This window comes from Klebsiella sp. RCJ4, assembly GCF_009025755.1.
Taxonomy (GTDB): Bacteria; Pseudomonadota; Gammaproteobacteria; order Enterobacterales; family Enterobacteriaceae; genus Klebsiella; species Klebsiella michiganensis.
Window position 1 is genome coordinate 1 of record NZ_WCIN01000015.1, and the last position, 18966, is coordinate 18966.

The window sequence follows — 18966 nt, forward strand, 5'->3', positions numbered from 1 at the left end:
TAGCCTGAAGAATGCCCATGTCGGAATATCTCTGCTTACTCACCACAAGTAAAAGGAGACAAACCGACATGGGACTTTACAGGAGTTCATCACATGTATATTGGCGTTGCAAATACCACATAGTCTGGACACCCAAGTACCGATTCAGGATCCTGAAAGATAAGCTGGGTAAGGAGCTGTACAGGACGATCTATATCCTCTGTGGAATAAAGGATTGTGAGGTTCTGGAGCTAAATGTTCAGCCCGATCATGTACATCTGGTCGTCATCATTCCACCAAAGATCTCGATATCAACTCTGATGGGCCATCTAAAAGGACGCAGTGCCATCAGGCTTTATAACCGTTTTCCACATATCAGGAAGAAGCTATGGGGGAATCATTTTTGGTCGCGAGGCTACTTTGTCGATACGGTGGGAGTGAATGAAGAAATTATCAGACGATATGTGAGGCATCAGGAGAAAACGGAACAAACGTATGAACAGCAGATGGAATTGCTAGAGTAATCAGCGGAAGGTGACAATAGCCCCCCTTACAGGGGGCATTCTCAAAAGCCACCTTCTCAGAAGGTGGTCTTTTACACTTGCCCTGCGCTGAGATTACAGTACGGCAACAATCGCTTCGCACAGCGGCGCCATGTTGTCGGGCGTCATACCGGCGACGTTTATACGTCCGGACGCCACCGCGTAAATTCCGAACTCTTCACGCAGACGCAGTACCTGCTCTTTGGTCAGGCCGCTGAACGAGAACATCCCGTTTTGCTGAATGATGAAAGAGAAATCGCGGCTGGCGCCTTTTTCCTGCAGGGTATTAACGAAAAGCAGACGCATACGCTGGATGCGTTGACGCATGTCGGTCAACTCTTGCTCCCAGATGGCGCGCAGTGCGTCATTGCTGAGAATGGTCGCCACTACCGAGGCGCCGTGAGCGGGCGGGTTTGAGTAGTTCGCGCGGATAACCGACTTCATCTGGCTGAAAGCGCGGTCTACCGCTTCCTGGTCAGCGGCGACCAGCGTACAGGCGCCCACGCGCTCGTTGTACAGGCCGAAGTTTTTCGAGTAGGAGCTGGCAACCAGCAGCTCTTTATGCAGAGCGGCGAAAGCGCGCAGGCCTTCAGCATCTTCTTCCAGGCCGCGGGCAAAGCCCTGGTAGGCAAAGTCAAACAGCGGCAGCCAGCCTTTCTCTACGGAGAGCTGCGCCAGCTGTTGCCACTGCTCCAGCGTCGGATCGATACCGGTTGGGTTATGGCAGCAGCCGTGGAACAGAACCACGTCGCCGGCCTGCGCTTCGGTCAGGCTGGCCAGCAGCCCGTCGAAGTCGAGTTTGTGGTTAGCGGCATCGTAGTAGGTATATTCGCGAACTTCCAGCCCGGCTGAATTGAACACGCTTTTATGGTTCGGCCAGCTGGGGTTGCTCACCCAAATACGTTTAACGTCGGTGTTCTTCGCCAGAAAATCGGCGGCGACGCGCAGGCCACCTGTACCGCCGGGCGTTTGCGCGGTGCGGGCGCGTTTATCATTGATAATTGCGCTTCCTTTCCCGAACAGAAGCTCCTGGGTGCAGCGGCCAAATTCCGGAATACCATCGATACCCAGATAATTTTTAGTGGTTTCATTTTCCAGCAGATACTGCTCTGCTTTTTTCACGCTAGTCAGGACCGGTGTTTTACCCGTTTCATCTTTATAAACACCAATTCCAAGATTAATTTTTGTTGGGCGGTCATCGGCACGAAACAGATCGGCCAGGCCCAGAATTGGGTCGGCAGGGGCGGCGGTAATGTTCTCAAACATGACGAGGTTCCATTGTGATTACTGAAGGGAAATCCGCTATCAGGTTAACGGGAGTTATGTTAATTGCCAACCGTTTGCGACAAAAAGCGAGAAGGTTTTTGAAAGTTACGATCTTCCTCTCAGGAAAGCAGAAAAGCAGGACCGAAGTCCTGCTTTTTAGGCATATCACGAAGGGGTGTACTGCAGATTAGAACTGGTAAACGATACCCACTGCGGCCTGGTCGTCGGTCGCAACGCCAGCGGCTTTGGTGTAATCGTTGTCGTTCAGCTGGTTGAATTTATACGCAGCGTAGACGTTCATGTTTTTGTTGAAGTAGTACCAGGTACCCACTTCGACGTATTTAACCAGGTCAGCATCGCCGCCGGAGAAGCCAGCGCGGGAGCGCAGGTCTTTACCTTTAGTCTGTACGTAGCCGATGGACGGACGCAGGCCGAAGTCGAACTGATACTGAACAACGGCTTCGAAGTTCTGAGTTTTGTTAGCGAAGTAGTTGCCTTCGTTTTCCGGCGTCATGTTGTAAGTCTGGGAGTACATGACCGCAGCATAGACGTTGTTCGCGTCATACTTAGCGGAGGTTGCCCATGCTTCAGCTTTTTCGCCCTGACGGTCAGCTTTCTGATCGCCGCTACGGTTGGAGTTCGCATAGCCTGCAGACAGCGCAATGCCGTTGTCAAACGCGTAGGTTGCCGCGGTGCTGAAGCCGTCGCCGTTTTGTTTCTTAACATCACGGCTAGAAGCGTCATTTTTACCCTGGTACTGCAGCGCGAAGCTCAGGCCGTCAACCAGACCGAAGAAGTCAGAGTTACGGTAGGTGGCTACGCCGTTGGTACGCGCGGTCATGAAGTTGTCGGTGTAGCTCCAGCCGTCGCCGCCCCATTCAACCAGCATATCGGTTGCCGCTTCAACGTCGTAGATGGCGCCGTAGTTACGACCGTAGTCGAATGAACCGTATTCACCGGCTTTTAAGCCTGCGAAAGCCAGACGAGTTTTGGTGGTCTGTTTACCTTCAACATTGGACGCATCCATGTTGTATTCCCACTGACCGTAGCCGACCAGCTGATCGTTGATCTGGGTTTCGCCTTTCAGACCGATACGGGCGTAGGTGGTATCATCGCTGCTGGTGTCGCCGTTGGTGGTCCAGACGTGCTCGCCAACCATTTTTCCGTAGAAGTCCAGTTTGTTGCCGTTTTTGTTATAGATTTCTGCAGCGTTAGCTGCACCGGCTACCAGCAGGGCAGGAATTACCGCTGCCAGAATTTTGCGCTTCATCATTATTTATTACCCTCATTTATATTTTTTTATGAACACTTGCCACTGCCGTCAATAAGTTTCGTCAATAAAAATTTACAGAACTATTGATGATAGTTTGGTGTCTGGAGGCATCTTTCCATTCAGAACAACGTTTCGCTAGCCTGAAAATGCTACCAATATCGCATATGAGTAACAAAAGGAAATTCTATGTAACTAAATATGTATTTTTGGGAACTTTGTGAACTCAATCAACATTCCGCCCCTGTTCGCCGATTAAATCACCTGTCTTTATATATCTATATGAATTAATTATGATTAATTTAGATAAGAGAGGGTTTGTGCATTTTACGTCAGCATTTTGCTTTATTTTTATTCAAATCTTGTCGTTGCAAGTTGTGCTGTGACTGGTTAAAAAACGAGCAATATAATCAGCATGTTTGCCAATTTATGAACATAAGGTGCGGTTTTAATTAGCGGTCGCTAATGAAATAGTGCGTAACATAATTGTGAATCAGGATGGTTGATGTTTAAGTTTCCTGATATTCGTTAACGTAAATTGACATAAAAAAAGGCCAGCTTGCGCTGGCCCTGGATGAAAATTGCAGAAAAAATCAGAAAGTCGCGTTACGCGGGGTCCGCGGGAACGGAATGACGTCGCGAACGTTCTGCACGCCGGTCACGTAGGCGATAAGACGCTCAAAGCCCAGACCGAAACCGGAGTGCGGTACGGTGCCGTAACGGCGCAGGTCGCGATACCACCAGTAGTCTTCTTTATTAAGACCCATTTCCGCCATACGCGCGTCAAGCACGTCCAGGCGCTCTTCACGCTGGGAGCCACCGATAATTTCACCGATGCCCGGCGCCAGAACGTCCATTGCGGCGACGGTTTTACCGTCTTCGTTAAGGCGCATATAGAAAGCCTTGATGTCTTTCGGGTAGTTTTTCACCACCACCGGGGCTTTAAAGTGCTCTTCCGCCAGATAGCGTTCGTGCTCGGAGGAGAGATCCACGCCCCAGTAGACCGGGTTTTCGAACGACTTACCGCAGTTTTCCAGAATGGTGACCGCGTCAGTGTAATCAACCTGGGCAAAATCAGCGGAAACGAAACGCTGCAGGCGGTCGATAGCGTCTTTATCAACGCGTTCGGCAAAGAACTGCATGTCGTCTGCGCGCTCTTCGAGAACGGCTTTGAAGACGTACTTCAGCATCGCTTCCGCCAGACCTGCCACATCGTTCAGGTTAGCAAAGGCGACTTCCGGCTCCAGCATCCAGAACTCTGCCAGGTGGCGGCTGGTGTTGGAGTTTTCCGCACGGAAGGTTGGGCCAAAGGTGTAGATTTTGGACAGTGCGCAGGCGTAGGTTTCGCCGTTCAGCTGGCCGGAAACGGTCAGGAACGACTCTTTGCCGAAGAAGTCTTTATCGAAATCGACTTTGCCCTGTTCGTTGCGCGGCAGGTTTTCCAGATCCAGCGTTGACACGCGGAACATCTCGCCGGCGCCTTCAGTGTCGGAAGCGGTAATCAGCGGAGTCGAAACCCAGAAGAAGCCCTGCTCATCGAAGAAACGGTGCAGCGCCTGCGCCAGGGTATGGCGAACGCGCGCCACCGCGCCAATCAGGTTGGTGCGCGGGCGCAGGTGGGCAACTTCACGCAGGTACTCGATGCTATGGCGTTTAGCCGCCATCGGATAAGTATCCGGGTCTTCCACCCAGCCGCTGACTTCCACGTGGCTGGCCTGGATTTCAAAGCTCTGGCCCTGGCCCTGAGATGCCACGACTTTACCGGTCACCACGACCGAGCAGCCGGTGGTCAGGCGCAGCACTTCCTGATTGTAATTGGGAAGAGAATTACTAATAACGGCCTGTACAGGATCAAAGCAGGAACCGTCATAGACGGCGAGGAAAGAAAAGCCAGCTTTAGAATCTCGGCGGGTACGCACCCATCCGCGCACGGTGACTTCGCTGTCAACGGCAACGCGGCCCTGGAGTACGTCGGCTACAGGCACAACGCTCATAATAGTCTCTCTTGTTAGTCCAATAGAAAAATCTGTATTCCCCTGCAACAGGGGGATATCTATGTTACCTGTCATCTTCCATCAGACAAGTAGATTTCGCACAAGAAAGGGGGGTTTTAGGAAATAAATAAGGAGATAGCCTACTTTGCTGCGTGAGAGCCTGATATTCAGAGAGATTCGTTCAGCGCGATGATCCCATGCAGGGCGAACGGGGTTCTTAATGCCTGATAACGTCTCGGGGTGATAAGCGGAGGCGAATAAAAATGCGCCCGTTTTGGCGGACGCATTTTGTCTTTATATGACCTAGCTGGCTTTTTTAACCGGCGGTAGATCGAAGGCTTTGCGCAGCGCGCGGACGAAAGCTTTATCGTGACAAATCGTTTTACCCGGGCTATCCGAAAGTTTCGCCACCGGTTTACCGTTGCACTCCACCAGCTTGATAACAATATTGAGCGGCTTCACCTGAGGAATATCGCAGGTTAAACGCGTGCCGATACCGAAGCTCAGATTCACCCGCGATGAGAAGTGGCGATAGAGATCAACCGCTTTTGTCAGGTCGAGATTATCGGAAAATACCAGCACTTTGCTCAGCGGGTCGATGCCCAGCTTTTTGTAGTGGGCGATAGCCTTCTCGCCCCATTCCACCGGGTCGCCGGAGTCGTGGCGCAGCCCCTGATAGCGGGTCGCAAACTCCGGCCCGAAATCGCGCAGAAAAGCGTCCATCGTAATGCAGTCGGTCAGCGCAATCCCCAGCCGATCGGGATACTCTTCCAGCCAGGCCGCGAGAGCCGCGCGCTGGCTGCTCGCCAGGTTCGGGCTGATCTGCTGATGCGCCTGGAACCATTCGTGAGCCTGGGTCCCCATTGGGGTCAAATTCAAACGCCGCGCCAGATCGTAATTGCTGGTACCGGTGAACCAGGATTCTTGCTGAAGACGCTGAACAATCGCCTGCTGCACCTCGCGGGAGAAGCGGCGGCGGGTACCGAAATCCATCAGGCGGAAGCCCGACATATCGATATCAGCAGTGAGGCGGTTAAAGTCAGTCAGCTTATGCTCAAGGGTGTCCAGCGCGAGATCGACGCTGATTTCCGGCGAGCGATAGCGATGTACCAGCTCGCTTATCACCGCCAGCAGCGGAACTTCCCACATAATAACTTCAAGCCAGGGGCCGGAAAGGCGAATATTCAGCTTGCCGTTGTCATTGATGACCGTGACCTGGCGCGGGTCGTAGCGGAAGCCGCGTAGCCACTCGAGATAGTCTGGCGCAAAGAAGGGCAGGCTCGACAACCAGTGATATTCATCGTCCTGCAGTCTCAGGTCGCGCATCGTCTCAACCTGCTCGCGAATCGCATCGGCGTAGATGCCGAGCAGATCGTCCCCGCGGCAGCGGAACTCCGCCGCAACCTGTACATCATTGTAGCGGTGGAAGACAGCCTGCTGCATGTGCAGCTTGTAGGCATCCGTATCAAGCAACGAGTGCAGTACAGGAGAAGTGAATTGGGTCATGGTGCGCAGTAGCATCCTCTCACTGGAGCGTTTCCATCAAAACCAAAGCGGTAAAAGGAGGCGGAGTATACCTGTAATACCCGACGCTGTCCCGCGGTGACGGCTGATGGCGACGCTGACGGTCATTTGCGAGGCCTAGTTTAATATATTGAACACGCATCACACCACAAGCTTTGCGCCTGGTCGAGCGCATTTCGTGCCTCTTGTGTTATCAAAATGTAGCAATTTTCATGTTTAGCATTGAAAAGATGAAGATTCTGCATAGCGAGATTTGCGCAACAGGAATAGACTGAGTCGACACTTTACAGGACACGCTAAAGGTTTTTTATGACACAACAGCCCCAAGCCAAATACCGCCACGACTACCGTGAGCCGGAGTATCTGATTAGCGATATCGATTTGACCTTTGACCTGGATGCCGCGAAAACCGTTGTGACGGCTGAGAGCAAGGTCTCCCGCCACGCGGCTACGTCTGATGTGCCATTGCGTCTGGATGGCGAAGACCTGACGTTGGTCTCTCTGCGGATTGATGGTCAGCCGTGGAGCGACTACAAGGAAGAAAATAACCAGCTGGTGATTAGCGGGTTGCCGGAACATTTCACTCTGACCATCGTCAATGAAATCAGCCCGGCGGCGAATACCGCGTTGGAAGGGCTATATCAGTCCGGCGAAGCGCTGTGTACCCAGTGCGAGGCGGAAGGCTTCCGCCACATTACCTGGTATCCGGACCGCCCGGACGTTCTGGCGCGCTTCACCACCAAAATCATCGCCGATAAAGCAAAATACCCGTTTCTGCTCTCCAACGGTAACCGCGTGGCCCAGGGCGAGCTGGAAAATGGCCGTCACTGGATCCAGTGGCAGGACCCGTTCCCAAAACCGTGCTACCTGTTTGCGCTGGTGGCCGGTGATTTTGACGTCCTGCGCGATACCTTCAAAACCCGTTCGGGGCGTGAAGTGGCGCTGGAGCTCTACGTTGACCGCGGTAACCTTGACCGCGCGCCGTGGGCGATGACTTCGCTGCAAAATTCGATGAAGTGGGACGAAACCCGCTTTGGTCTCGAGTACGACCTCGACATCTATATGATTGTCGCCGTCGACTTCTTCAACATGGGCGCCATGGAGAACAAAGGCCTTAACGTCTTTAACTCCAAATACGTACTGGCGCGTACCGATACCGCGACCGATAAAGATTACCTGGATATCGAGCGCGTGATTGGTCATGAATATTTCCATAACTGGACCGGCAATCGCGTGACCTGCCGCGACTGGTTCCAGCTCAGCCTGAAAGAGGGGCTGACCGTTTTCCGCGATCAGGAATTCAGCTCCGACCTCGGCTCGCGCGCGGTGAACCGCATCAATAACGTACGCACCATGCGCGGCCTGCAGTTTGCCGAAGACGCCAGCCCGATGGCGCATCCGATTCGCCCGGATAGCGTGATTGAGATGAACAACTTCTATACCCTGACGGTGTATGAGAAGGGAGCGGAAGTGATCCGCATGCTGCATACCCTGCTGGGCGAAGAGAATTTCCAGAAAGGCATGCAGCTCTATTTTGAGCGCCACGACGGCAGCGCCGCGACCTGCGACGACTTTGTCCAGGCGATGGAAGACGCTTCCAACGTCGATCTGTCCCACTTCCGCCGCTGGTATAGCCAGTCCGGTACGCCGATTGTCACCGTCCATGATGACTACAACCCGGAAACGGAGCAGTACACGCTGACCATCAGCCAGCGCACGCCGCCGACCGCTGAGCAGGCGGAGAAGCTGCCGCTGCATATTCCGTTCGACATCGAGCTGTACGATAACGAAGGCAAGGTAATCCCGCTGCAGAAGGGCGGTCACCCGGTGCATCACGTGCTGAACGTCACCCAGGCGGAGCAGACTTTTGTTTTCGACAACGTTTACTTCCAGCCGGTCCCGGCGCTGCTTTGCGAGTTTTCCGCGCCGGTGAAGCTGGAGTACAAATGGAGCGATCAGCAGCTGACCTTCCTGATGCGCCACGCGCGGAATGATTTCTCCCGCTGGGACGCGGCGCAGAGCCTGCTGGCGACCTATATCAAACTCAACGTCAACCGTCACCAGCAGGGGCAGCCGCTGTCTCTGCCGATTCACGTCGCCGATGCGTTCCGCGCGATTCTGCTGGATGAGAAGATCGATCCGGCGCTGGCGGCTGAGATCCTGACGCTGCCTTCAGCGAATGAAATGGCGGAGTTGTTTGCGATTATCGATCCGCTTGCCATCGCGGCGGTGCGCGAAGCGCTGACCCGCACGCTGGCGAAAGAGCTGGCTGACGAGTTCCTGGCGGTTTACAACGCCAACAAGCTCAACGGCTACCGCGTTGAGCATGCCGATATCGGTAAGCGTTCTCTGCGTAATACCTGCCTGCGCTACCTGGCGTTTGGCGATACCGAGCTGGCGGATAAACTGATTAGCGCGCAGTATCACCATGCGGACAATATGACCGACGCGCTGGCGGCGCTGGCCGCAGCCGTAGCGGCCCAGCTGCCGTGCCGCGATGCGCTGATGCAGGAGTATGACGACAAGTGGCACCAGGACGGACTGGTCATGGATAAATGGTTTATCCTGCAGTCCACCAGCCCGGCGGATAACGTCCTGGAGACGGTTCGCGGCCTGTTGCATCATCGCTCGTTCAGCATGGGTAACCCGAACCGCGTCCGTTCTCTGATCGGCGCCTTTGCCGGCAGCAACCCGGCGGCGTTCCATGCAGAAGACGGCAGCGGCTATCAGTTCCTTGTCGAGATGCTGACTGAGCTGAACAGCCGCAACCCGCAGGTGGCTTCGCGTCTGATTGAGCCGCTGATTCGTCTGAAACGCTATGACGAGAAACGTCAGGCGCTGATGCGCGGGGCGCTGGAGCAGCTGAAGGGTCTGGAGAATCTTTCCGGGGATCTGTTCGAGAAAATCAGTAAAGCGCTGGCGTAACGCCAGCGCGAGTCCAAACCTGTAGCCCCGCTAAGCGCAGCGCGAGCGGGGGAACGTCGCAGTCGTTAACCGTGGCTCACTAAGCGTGGCGAGGATTCGTTCTTGCCGCGCTGCATCACCCGATTCAGTACTTCCGCTTCCAGTTCGGCCAGCTTCGCTGAACCCGTGCGTCGCGGACGGGGAATGTCCACCAGCAGATCCAGCCCTATCTTCCCCTCTTCAATCAGCAAAACGCGATCGGCCATCGCCACCGCCTCGCTGACGTCGTGGGTGACCAGCAGAACGGTAAATCCGTGCTCCTGCCACAGCGAAACAATCAGATCCTGCATCTCCAGGCGAGTGAGGGCGTCCAGCGCGCCCAGCGGTTCATCAAGCAGTAATAATCCGGGGCGATGAATTAACGCGCGAGCCAGCGCCACGCGCTGCTTTTGCCCGCCGGAAAGCGCCGCGGGCCACTCACCGGCGCGGTCTTCAAGGCCGACGCTCGCCAGCGCCTTGAGCGCCGCCTCGCGCCACTGCCCCTTCAGCCCGAGGCCGACATTGTCGATCACCGTTTTCCACGGCAGCAGGCGGGAATCCTGGAACATCATCCGGGTATCCTCCTGGATTTGCGCCAGCGGCGTCGAACCCGCCAGCAGCTGCCCGGCGTTGGGTTTTTCCAGCCCGGCGAGCAGCCGCAGCAGGGTGCTTTTACCGCCGCCGCTGCGTCCGACCACCGCGACAAATTGCCCGGTGGGAATATGCAGATCGAGTTCATTCAGAATCGTCTTGCTGCCGTAACGCTTGCTTACGCCGTTTAGCAGCAGCGGGATCCCCGGATTAAGACGCGCGGTTGTCATGCGTTGGCCTCCTGAAGGTGGTAAGCCGGATTCCAGCGCAGCCAGACGCGTTCAAGAAGCTGTGCGCTGAAGTCGGCCAGTTTGCCGAGAATAGCGTAAAGAATAATGGCGACGACCACGACATCGGTCTGCAGAAATTCGCGGGCGTTCATCGCCAGATAGCCGATACCGGCGTTAGCCGAGATGGTTTCAGCCACGATCAGCGTTAACCACATCAGGCCGAGCGCAAACCGGATGCCGACCATAATGGAGGGCAGGGCGCCCGGCAGGATCACGTGACGGAACAGAGCAAAACCCGATAAGCCATAGCTGCGGGCCATCTCCACCAGACCCCTGTCAATGTTTCGAATACCGTGCCAGGTGTTGATATAAATCGGGAACATCGTCCCCAGCGCCACGAGGAAAATTTTGGCGCTTTCATCGATGCCGAACCATAAAATCACCAGCGGAATCAGCGCGAGGTGCGGCACGTTGCGCAGCATCTGAATGGAGGTGTCCAGCAGGCGTTCGCCCCAGCGCGACAGGCCGCTGATAAGCCCGAGAACCAGGCCAATGGAACCTCCGATGCTGAAACCAATAAGCGCCCGCCATGAGCTGATGGCCAGATGTTGCCAAAGCTCACCGCTGGCGGAGAGCGTCCAGAAGGCTTTGAGCACCCCTTCCGGTGACGGCAAAATACGGGTAGAGAGCCAACCAACGGAAGAGGCGAATTGCCATACAATCACGCTGCCAACCGGCAAAAGCCAGGGGGCTATGCGGATCAGGAGTTTTTGCGAAAGCGTCGCCATACAGTGTTCCTTTATTCTTTAGCGTTTTGCCTGGTGACGGGCATCAACGCTGAACTTTAAACGTGCTCAACCCGCTGTAAGGTTTTCAGCGCCGGCGCGCGGCTGCTGGGGCGATGCAGCGCCTGCCAGAAGGTTTCCAGCGCCTGGTCGAGGCGGCCCTGCAGATTTGGGGTAAACTGCGGTTTATGCTGATAATCCGTGACCTGGCTATCGTCAGCGAAAACGCCGTGGAGGATCTCCTGGGCTTTCAGCGCGTTGAGTACCGGTTTTAAGGCGTAATCCACCGCCAGCATATGGGCGATGGTTCCGCCGGTAGCCAGCGGCAGAACGATTTTGCCCTCCAGCGCGCGCTCCGGCAGCAGGTCCAGAAGCGTCTTTAACGCGCCGGAAAAAGAGGCCTTATACACGGGCGTCGCGATGATCAGCCCATCGGCGCCGGCAAGCTGTTCATTTAACGCATGGAGGGCTGGGTTATCAAAGCGAGCGTAGAGCAGGTCTTCCGGAGCGAAATTCTGCAGATGCCAGTGGCAGACCTCGATATCCGCCGCCGAGAGCGTCTCTCTGGCGTATTCCAGAAGCGCGCTGGAGCGGGAAGGGTAGCGCGGGCTGCCCGCAAGTGTGATGACTCGCATACTCTCTCCTTATAACTAAATATTTGCATTTATCTATAATTGATAACATTTAGCCGCAGTGTGACAGAGCGCTTTTATTTCCCTAAATGATTTATCCGGCGTTGGATTGTCAGAAAGTGCATAACCAGCGGGAGAAAAGTAAACGTTTGCGTCGGAGGTAAGATTTTTTGTCGTAGGTCAATTCCCTTTCCGGGGTGGATCGCACATAATACGCCCCCGGTTTGCACACCGGGAATCCAGGAGAGTTCATGTACTACCCCTTCGTTCGTAAAGCCCTTTTTCAGCTCGATCCTGAGCGCGCTCATGAAGTCACTTTTCAACAATTACGCCGTGTTTCGGGTACCCCGCTGGAAATGTTGGTTCGCCAGAAGGTGCCGACAAAGCCGGTAACCTGTATGGGGCTCACATTTAAGAACCCGCTGGGCCTGGCCGCCGGGCTGGATAAGAACGGCGAGTGCATTGATGCGCTCGGGGCGATGGGTTTTGGTTCCATTGAAATTGGTACCGTGACGCCGCGTCCACAGCCGGGCAACGATAAGCCAAGGATCTTCCGCCTGGTCGATGCCGAAGGTTTGATCAACCGCATGGGCTTTAATAACCACGGTGTTGATAACCTCGTGGAGAACGTAAAAAAGGCGCATTTTGACGGCATTCTGGGTATTAATATTGGCAAGAATAAAGATACACCGGTAGAACAAGGCAAAGATGATTATCTGATTTGTATGGAAAAAATCTATGCTTATGCCGGCTATATCGCCATTAATATCTCCTCGCCGAATACCCCAGGCTTGCGTACTTTACAATACGGAGATGCGCTGGACGATTTGCTTTCTGGTATTAAAAATAAGCAACGCGAGCTACAAGAGAAACATCAAAAATATGTTCCTGTGGCCGTAAAGATCGCTCCGGATCTTTCCGTCGAAGAATTGATCCAGGTAGCGGACAGTTTAGTCCGGCATAATATAGATGGCGTCATTGCCACCAATACCACTCTGGATCGATCGCTGGTGCAGGGGATGAAACATTGTGATGAAACCGGTGGCCTTAGCGGACGTCCATTGCAGCTGAAGAGTACGGAAATTATCCGCATGCTGTCTGCGGAATTAAATGGCCGCCTGCCAATTATCGGAGTCGGCGGTATTGACTCGGTGATTGCCGCCCGGGAAAAGATAGCCGCCGGAGCGACGCTGGTGCAGATTTATTCCGGATTTATTTTTAAAGGCCCGCCGCTGATTAAAGAAATTGTTACCCATATCTAATCTTTTCCCCCTCTGATACTCCACCAGGGCTTTATTTATAGCCCTGGTTGTTTTATATTCCTTCATTGTTGCTTATTTAGACATTTTAGTCTTTTCTTAATTTTTGAAATATTCTGTAGCAGTTTACCTGTTTATTACAGACGGAAGTGGAAGAGGACGGGGGTAGAAATGCGGATCAAACCTGACGATAACTGGCGCTGGTATTACGATGAAGAGCATGACCGCATGATGCTCGATCTGGCTAATGGTATGTTATTCAGATCGCGTTTTGCTCGCCGCATGTTGACGCCCGACGCCTTCGCGCCTTCCGGATTTTGCGTTGATGACGCAGCGCTCTATTTTTCATTTGAAGAAAAGTGCCGCGATCTCGAATTATCAAAAGAACAGCGCGCTGAATTAGTACTCAATGCGCTGGTCGCTATTCGTTTTCTCAAGCCGCAAATGCCGAAAAGCTGGCATTTCAACACGCATGAAGAGAGCTGGCAGCCCGGCGTTGGCGATGCCGCCAGCGCATGGCTCAGCGATACCGGCCAGCAGGTGAATCTGCTGGTGGTTGAGCCCGGAGAAAACGCCGCGCTGTGCCTGTTAGCCCAGCCCGGTCTGACGCTTGCCGGGCGGGTGATGCAGCTCGGCGACGTGATTAAAATTATGAACGACAGGCTGCAGCCAGCGCCAGGCATCGCCAGCTACAGCCTGGGTCAGGCGGTTTAAGGCGCCAGCCTCACCGCGGTTTTCGGCACGCAGCTACAGCATAAAATGGTGCCATCTGCGGCGACCGCGTTTTTCTTCAGCGCGCTGACTTCTCCTTCTTCCAGCCGGATGCGGCAGCTGCCGCAAATCCCAGCCCGGCAGGAGTAAGGAATACGAATTCCCTGTTGTTCCAGCTGCTCCAGCAAGATTTGCTGATTATTACCGGTAAAACTCACTCCCTGCCACGCTATTTCCACCGTCGCGTTCTCCTGCGCTTCAGGTGCCGGCGTAGTATCACTCTCGCCTGCGCCGTAGGCCTTCGCCGGGCCGCGGGCGAGCACTTCTAACGCATCGCCTACGCGGATTACGCCGCTATTTCGCGCGATCAGGTTCTGGCCAAAATCGACATCGCCGTTGTCCAGCGCCGTGCGGAAACGCTGCAGCGTGCTTAAGGGCTCCCCGGAAGGATGCTTTTGCCCGCGCTCCGGGCTGACGGTGGTCAATACGCAGCGGCTGCACGGTTTGACGACATCAAAAATGACCTCGCCAATGCGCACCACTTTCCACGTATCTTCTTCCCAGGCGGCCGCGCCGGTCACCAGCAGATTTGGGCGAAATTGTTCTATGCTTACGCTGGCCGGACAGCGATTTTGCAGATCGCGCAGCGAGGCCTCATTGGCCAGCAGATAGGGAAAACCGTCGGCAAAAGAGAGGGGGACGGCATCGTGACGTTTTACCCTGCGGCTAAGCGCTGGCCCCAGCCAGCGGAGCTGAACGCTGCGGTTGAAGAACCCGCTTAGCCACTGGTTCACCCGGTCCGGGGCAATCAGGGCGGTAAAATGGTTGCCCCAGACTTCGGTCGGCTCCTGCTGTATGGAGAAATCGCTGAAGCGCACCATCGCGCTGCTGCCGTCCGGCGCGGTCAGATGCAGACCATCATGGAGCGGTGCGGGAATAAATTTGACCATTTGCGGAAACTGACGGGCGGTAATGAAGGTGCCATCGGTTTCCGTCACCATAAATATACGATCGAAGGCCAGCCCGCTGCTGTCTGCATAAGCGTGGCTGAGCCCCATTCCCCGCATCGATTTGACGGGATGAATGAAAAGTCGCGAAAGGGTTACCATACGCTGCCCCTGGCTTTAAAAATAAGCCTTTAACTTTATGACATGGGGCGCATATTGGCTATAATGCGCACCAATTTTCTTTTAGTAAAAGTGACGATATGAATTCTCTGTTTGCCAGTACGGCTCGTGGGCTGGAAGAGCTGTTAAAAACTGAACTGGAAGGGCTGGGCGCGGTGGACTGCCAGTTGGTCCAGGGCGGGGTCCATTTTCAGGGAGATACGCGGCTGCTGTATCAAAGCCTGATGTGGAGCCGGCTGGCTTCGCGGATTATGCTGCCGCTGGGGCAGTGCAGCGTATACAGCGACCTGGATCTGTACCTTGGCGTACAGGCCATTCCATGGACCGAGATTTTCACTCAGGATGCCACTTTTGCCGTGCACTTTAGCGGGCTGAACGAAGAGATCCGCAATAGCCAGTACGGGGCGTTGAAGGTGAAAGACGCCATCGTCGACAGCTTTACGCGTAAGAATCTGCCGCGTCCCAACGTCGATCGCGAAAATCCCGATCTGCGTATTAACGTCTGGCTGAATAAAGAGACCGCGCATATCTCCCTGGATCTTAGCGGCGAGGGGCTGCACCTGCGCGGCTACCGCGACGGTACCGGTATGGCGCCAATCAAAGAAAACCTGGCTGCGGCGATAGTGATGCGTTCCGGCTGGGCTGCCGGTACGCCGCTGCTCGATCCCATGTGCGGTTCCGGTACGCTGCTCATTGAAGCGGCGATGCTCGCTACCGATCGTGCGCCGGGTTTACACCGCGGCCATTGGGGTTTCGGCGGCTGGGCGCAGCATGACGATGCTATCTGGAAAGAGGTGAAGTCCGAAGCGCAAACCCGCGCCCGTCAGGGGCTGGCGGCGTATGAGTCGCGCTTTTACGGTTCCGACGTTGACGCCCGCGTCATCGAACGCGCGCAGCGCAACGCCCGCCGAGCCGGTATTGGCGAACTGATTACCTTCGAAGTGAAAGACGTTGCCCAGCTTAGCAACCCACTGCCGAAGGGCCCTTACGGCACGGTGATAAGCAACCCGCCGTACGGCGAGCGTCTGGAGAGTGAACCGGCGCTGATTGCCCTGCATAGCCTGCTGGGGCGGATCATGAAAAATCAGTTTGGCGGCTGGAACCTGTCGCTGTTTAGCGCCTCGCCGGATCTGCTGAGCTGCCTGCAGCTGCGCGCTGATAAGCAGTTCAAAGCGAAAAATGGACCGCTCGACTGCGTCCAGAAGAACTATCATCTTGCGGAAAACGAAGGCGGCAAAACCGCGATGCTGGCGGAAGATTTCGCCAACCGTCTGCGTAAGAACCTGAAAAAATATGAGAAGTGGGCGCGTCAGGAAGGCATTGAATGCTATCGCCTGTATGATGCCGACCTCCCGGAGTACAACGTCGCTATCGACCGCTACGCAGACTGGGTGGTGGTGCAGGAGTATGCGCCGCCGAAAACCGTTGACGCGCACAAGGCCCGCCAGCGCCTGTTTGATATTATCGCCGCCACCATTGCCGTACTGGGGATTGCGCCGAACAAGCTGGTGCTGAAAACCCGCGAACGGCAGAAAGGGAAAAACCAGTATCAGAAAATGGGTGAAAAAGGTGAGTTCATTGAGGTGCAGGAGTATAACGCACGTCTGTGGGTAAACCTGACCGACTACCTGGATACCGGGCTGTTCCTCGACCACCGTATTGCTCGCCGCATGCTGGGCCAGATGAGCAAAGGCAAAGATTTCCTCAACCTTTTCTCCTACACCGGTAGCGCCAGCGTCCACGCCGGCCTTGGCGGCGCGCGTTCCACGACGACGGTCGATATGTCACGTACCTATCTTGAATGGGCTGAACGTAACCTGCGCCTCAATGGCTTAACCGGCCGCGCGCATCGCCTGATGCAGGCTGATGTGCTGGGCTGGCTGCGGGAGACCACCGAACAGTTTGATCTGATCTTTATCGATCCGCCAACCTTCTCCAACTCAAAGCGTATGGATGATGCGTTTGACGTACAGCGCGATCATTTGCGCCTGATGACCGATTTAAAACGTCTGCTGCGTAAAGGCGGCACGATTATGTTCTCGAACAACAAACGCGGTTTCCGTATGGATCATGACGGGCTGGCGCAGCTGGGCCTGAAGGCGCAGGAGATCACGCAAAAAACGCTGTCTCAGGATTTTGCCCGCAACCGTCAGATTCACAACTGCTGGCTGATTACCGCAGCCTGAAAGGAATAAAGAATGTCTTTAATTAGTATGCACGGCGCCTGGCTCTCTTTCAGCGATGCGCCGCTGCTGGATAATGCTGAACTGCATATCGAAGATAACGAACGCGTCTGCCTGGTAGGGCGCAACGGTGCGGGTAAATCGACCCTGATGAAGATCCTCAATCGTGAACAGGGTCTTGATGACGGGCGCATTATCTATGAACTGGATCTGGTTGTGGCGCGTCTACAGCAGGATCCGCCGCGTAACGTGACCGGAACCGTCTATGACTTTGTGGCGGAAGGTATTGCTGAACAAGCGGCATACCTTAAGGGTTATCACGATGTTTCGCAGCTGGTGATGACCGACCCGAGCGACAAGAATCTGAACGAACTGGCGCGCCTTCAGGAACAGCTGGATAATTTAGGGCTGTGGCAGCTCGATAGCCGCATTAATGAAGTGCTGGAACAGCTGAATCTGGATCCTAACGCCGAGCTTTCCTCGCTGTCCGGCGGCTGGCTACGTAAAGCGGCCCTCGGCCGCGCGCTGGTCAGCGGGCCGCGCGTGCTGCTGCTCGATGAACCGACCAACCACCTCGATATTGAAACTATCGACTGGCTGGAAGGTTTCCTGAAGATGTTCAAAGGCACCATTATTTTTATTTCGCACGACCGTTCCTTTATTCGCAACATGGCGACGCGAATTGTCGATCTCGATCGCGGTAAGCTGGTGACCTATCCGGGGAACTACGATCAGTATCTGCTGGATAAAGAAGAAGCGCTGCGCGTGGAAGAGTTACAGAACGCGGAGTTCGATCGCAAGCTGGCGCAGGAAGAAGTGTGGATCCGTCAGGGGATCAAAGCGCGTCGCACCCGTAACGAAGGGCGCGTGCGGGCGTTGAAAGCCATGCGCCGCGAGCGCGGTGAGCGCCGTGAAGTGATGGGCAGCGCGAAGATGCAGGTGGAAGAGGCCGCGCGTTCGGGCAAGATTGTGTTCGAAATGGAGAACGTCAACTACCAGGTTGATGGCAAGGTGCTGGTTAAAGACTTCACCGCCCAAATCCAGCGCGGCGACAAAATTGCGCTGATTGGCCCGAACGGCTGCGGCAAAACTACGCTGCTGAAGCTGATGCTCGGTCAGCTGCAGGCGGATAGTGGACGTATTCATGTGGGTACCAAGCTGGAAGTGGCTTACTTCGACCAGCACCGCGCGGAACTTGATCCGGATAAAACGGTGATGGACAACCTCGCGGAAGGTAAACAGGAAGTGATGGTGAACGGCAAGCCGCGCCACGTCCTGGGCTATCTGCAGGACTTTATGTTCCATCCGAAACGCGCGATGACGCCAGTGCGGGCACTGTCGGGCGGGGAGCGTAACCGCCTGCTGCTGGCGCGCCTGTTCCTCAAGCCCAGCAACCTGTTGATACTCGATGAACCGACAAACGATCTGGATGTCGAAACCCTGGAGCTGCTGGAAGAGCTTGTCGACGGTTATCAGGGAACCGTGATGCTGGTTAGCCACGACCGTCAGTTTGTGGATAACACGGTAACGGAGTGTTGGATCTTCGAAGGCGCGGGGCAAATTGGCCAATACGTGGGCGGCTATCATGACGCACGCGGTCAGCAGGCGCAGTATCTGGCGAAAAAACAGCCGGTTTCTAAAAAGACAGTTGAAGTTGCTCAACCGAAAGCAGAAAGTGTCAAACGCGCTGCCAGCAAACTAAGCTATAACCTGCAGCGCGAGCTGGAACAGCTGCCGCAAAAACTGGAAGAACTGGAAGCCCAGCTGCAGAATTTGCAGGAGCAGGTTGCCGACCCTTCTTTCTTTGGTCAGTCGCATGACCATACGCAGCAGGTGCTCGCACAGCTGAGTGAAGCGGAGCAGGCGCTGGAAACCGCCTTCGAACGCTGGGAATATCTCGAAGGTTTAAAAAACGGCGCATAAGCTGAGG

Annotated in this window: 14 protein-coding genes; 6 read left to right on the forward strand and 8 right to left on the reverse strand. The window is 55.0% G+C overall.

Annotation, left to right across the window (positions count from 1 at the left end):
* The first annotated feature begins 68 nt into the window (after positions 1-68).
* The gene (gene tnpA / locus F8562_RS05270) at positions 69-503 is read left to right on the forward strand and encodes an IS200/IS605 family transposase (RefSeq protein ID WP_014228411.1); all 435 of its coding nucleotides are present in this window, start codon (positions 69-71) and stop codon (positions 501-503) included.
* 93 nt (positions 504-596) lie between these two features.
* On the opposite strand, the gene F8562_RS05275 is transcribed toward tnpA, so the two are convergent.
* The 4 genes from F8562_RS05275 to pncB form a co-directional block, all read right to left on the reverse strand.
* Positions 597-1787, reverse strand: coding sequence for an amino acid aminotransferase (locus F8562_RS05275; RefSeq protein WP_014228652.1), 1191 nt, complete (start codon positions 1785-1787; stop codon positions 597-599).
* Between the two features lie 187 nt (positions 1788-1974).
* Complete coding sequence (locus F8562_RS05280; protein WP_014228653.1) at positions 1975-3060, reverse strand: porin; 1086 nt, start codon at positions 3058-3060, stop codon at positions 1975-1977.
* A gap of 590 nt (positions 3061-3650) precedes the next feature.
* Positions 3651-5051, reverse strand: a complete 1401-nt coding sequence (gene asnS / locus F8562_RS05285; protein ID WP_004849497.1) for an asparagine--tRNA ligase — start codon at positions 5049-5051, stop codon at positions 3651-3653.
* 303 nt (positions 5052-5354) lie between these two features.
* A complete protein-coding gene (gene pncB / locus F8562_RS05290; protein ID WP_025107499.1) occupies positions 5355-6557 on the reverse strand; it encodes a nicotinate phosphoribosyltransferase in 1203 nt (400 codons plus the stop codon).
* A gap of 327 nt (positions 6558-6884) precedes the next feature.
* Between pncB and pepN the strand changes: the two genes are divergently transcribed.
* Positions 6885-9500, forward strand: a complete 2616-nt coding sequence (gene pepN, locus F8562_RS05295; RefSeq protein WP_014837970.1) for an aminopeptidase N — start codon at positions 6885-6887, stop codon at positions 9498-9500.
* A gap of 65 nt (positions 9501-9565) precedes the next feature.
* Here the strand turns inward: pepN and ssuB are convergent, their stop codons facing one another.
* Genes ssuB through ssuE form a run of 3 tightly spaced genes read right to left on the reverse strand, consistent with a single transcriptional unit; the run spans position 9566 to position 11759 of the window.
* Complete coding sequence (ssuB, locus tag F8562_RS05300) at positions 9566-10339, reverse strand: aliphatic sulfonates ABC transporter ATP-binding protein (RefSeq protein WP_014837971.1); 774 nt, start codon at positions 10337-10339, stop codon at positions 9566-9568.
* The gene (gene ssuC / locus F8562_RS05305; protein ID WP_004849501.1) at positions 10336-11127 is read right to left on the reverse strand and encodes an aliphatic sulfonate ABC transporter permease SsuC; all 792 of its coding nucleotides are present in this window, start codon (positions 11125-11127) and stop codon (positions 10336-10338) included. The genes ssuB and ssuC overlap by 4 nt, the downstream gene beginning before the upstream one ends.
* Before the next feature lie 56 nt (positions 11128-11183).
* Positions 11184-11759: an NADPH-dependent FMN reductase gene (gene ssuE, locus F8562_RS05310; RefSeq protein ID WP_009653287.1), complete on the reverse strand. Its 576-nt coding sequence runs from the start codon at positions 11757-11759 to the stop codon at positions 11184-11186.
* A gap of 248 nt (positions 11760-12007) precedes the next feature.
* Between ssuE and pyrD the strand changes: the two genes are divergently transcribed.
* Both pyrD and zapC read left to right on the forward strand, forming a co-directional pair.
* Entirely contained in the window at positions 12008-13018 is a 1011-nt protein-coding gene (pyrD, locus tag F8562_RS05315) for a quinone-dependent dihydroorotate dehydrogenase (RefSeq protein WP_004130996.1), read from the forward strand.
* A gap of 168 nt (positions 13019-13186) precedes the next feature.
* Positions 13187-13729, forward strand: coding sequence for a cell division protein ZapC (zapC, locus tag F8562_RS05320; RefSeq protein WP_014837972.1), 543 nt, complete (start codon positions 13187-13189; stop codon positions 13727-13729).
* Here the strand turns inward: zapC and F8562_RS05325 are convergent.
* The gene (locus tag F8562_RS05325; protein ID WP_038424273.1) at positions 13726-14835 is read right to left on the reverse strand and encodes a YcbX family protein; all 1110 of its coding nucleotides are present in this window, start codon (positions 14833-14835) and stop codon (positions 13726-13728) included. The two genes, zapC and F8562_RS05325, sit on opposite strands and share 4 nt — an antisense overlap.
* A gap of 98 nt (positions 14836-14933) precedes the next feature.
* On the opposite strand from F8562_RS05325, the gene rlmKL reads away from it, so the two are divergent.
* Both rlmKL and F8562_RS05335 read left to right on the forward strand, forming a co-directional pair.
* Positions 14934-17039 carry a bifunctional 23S rRNA (guanine(2069)-N(7))-methyltransferase RlmK/23S rRNA (guanine(2445)-N(2))-methyltransferase RlmL gene (gene rlmKL, locus F8562_RS05330; RefSeq protein ID WP_014228658.1) on the forward strand — a complete coding sequence of 702 codons (2106 nt, stop codon included), beginning with the start codon at positions 14934-14936 and terminating at the stop codon, positions 17037-17039.
* Between the two features lie 12 nt (positions 17040-17051).
* Positions 17052-18959 carry an ABC transporter ATP-binding protein gene (locus F8562_RS05335; protein WP_004849507.1) on the forward strand — a complete coding sequence of 636 codons (1908 nt, stop codon included), beginning with the start codon at positions 17052-17054 and terminating at the stop codon, positions 18957-18959.
* Positions 18960-18966 lie beyond the last annotated feature (7 nt).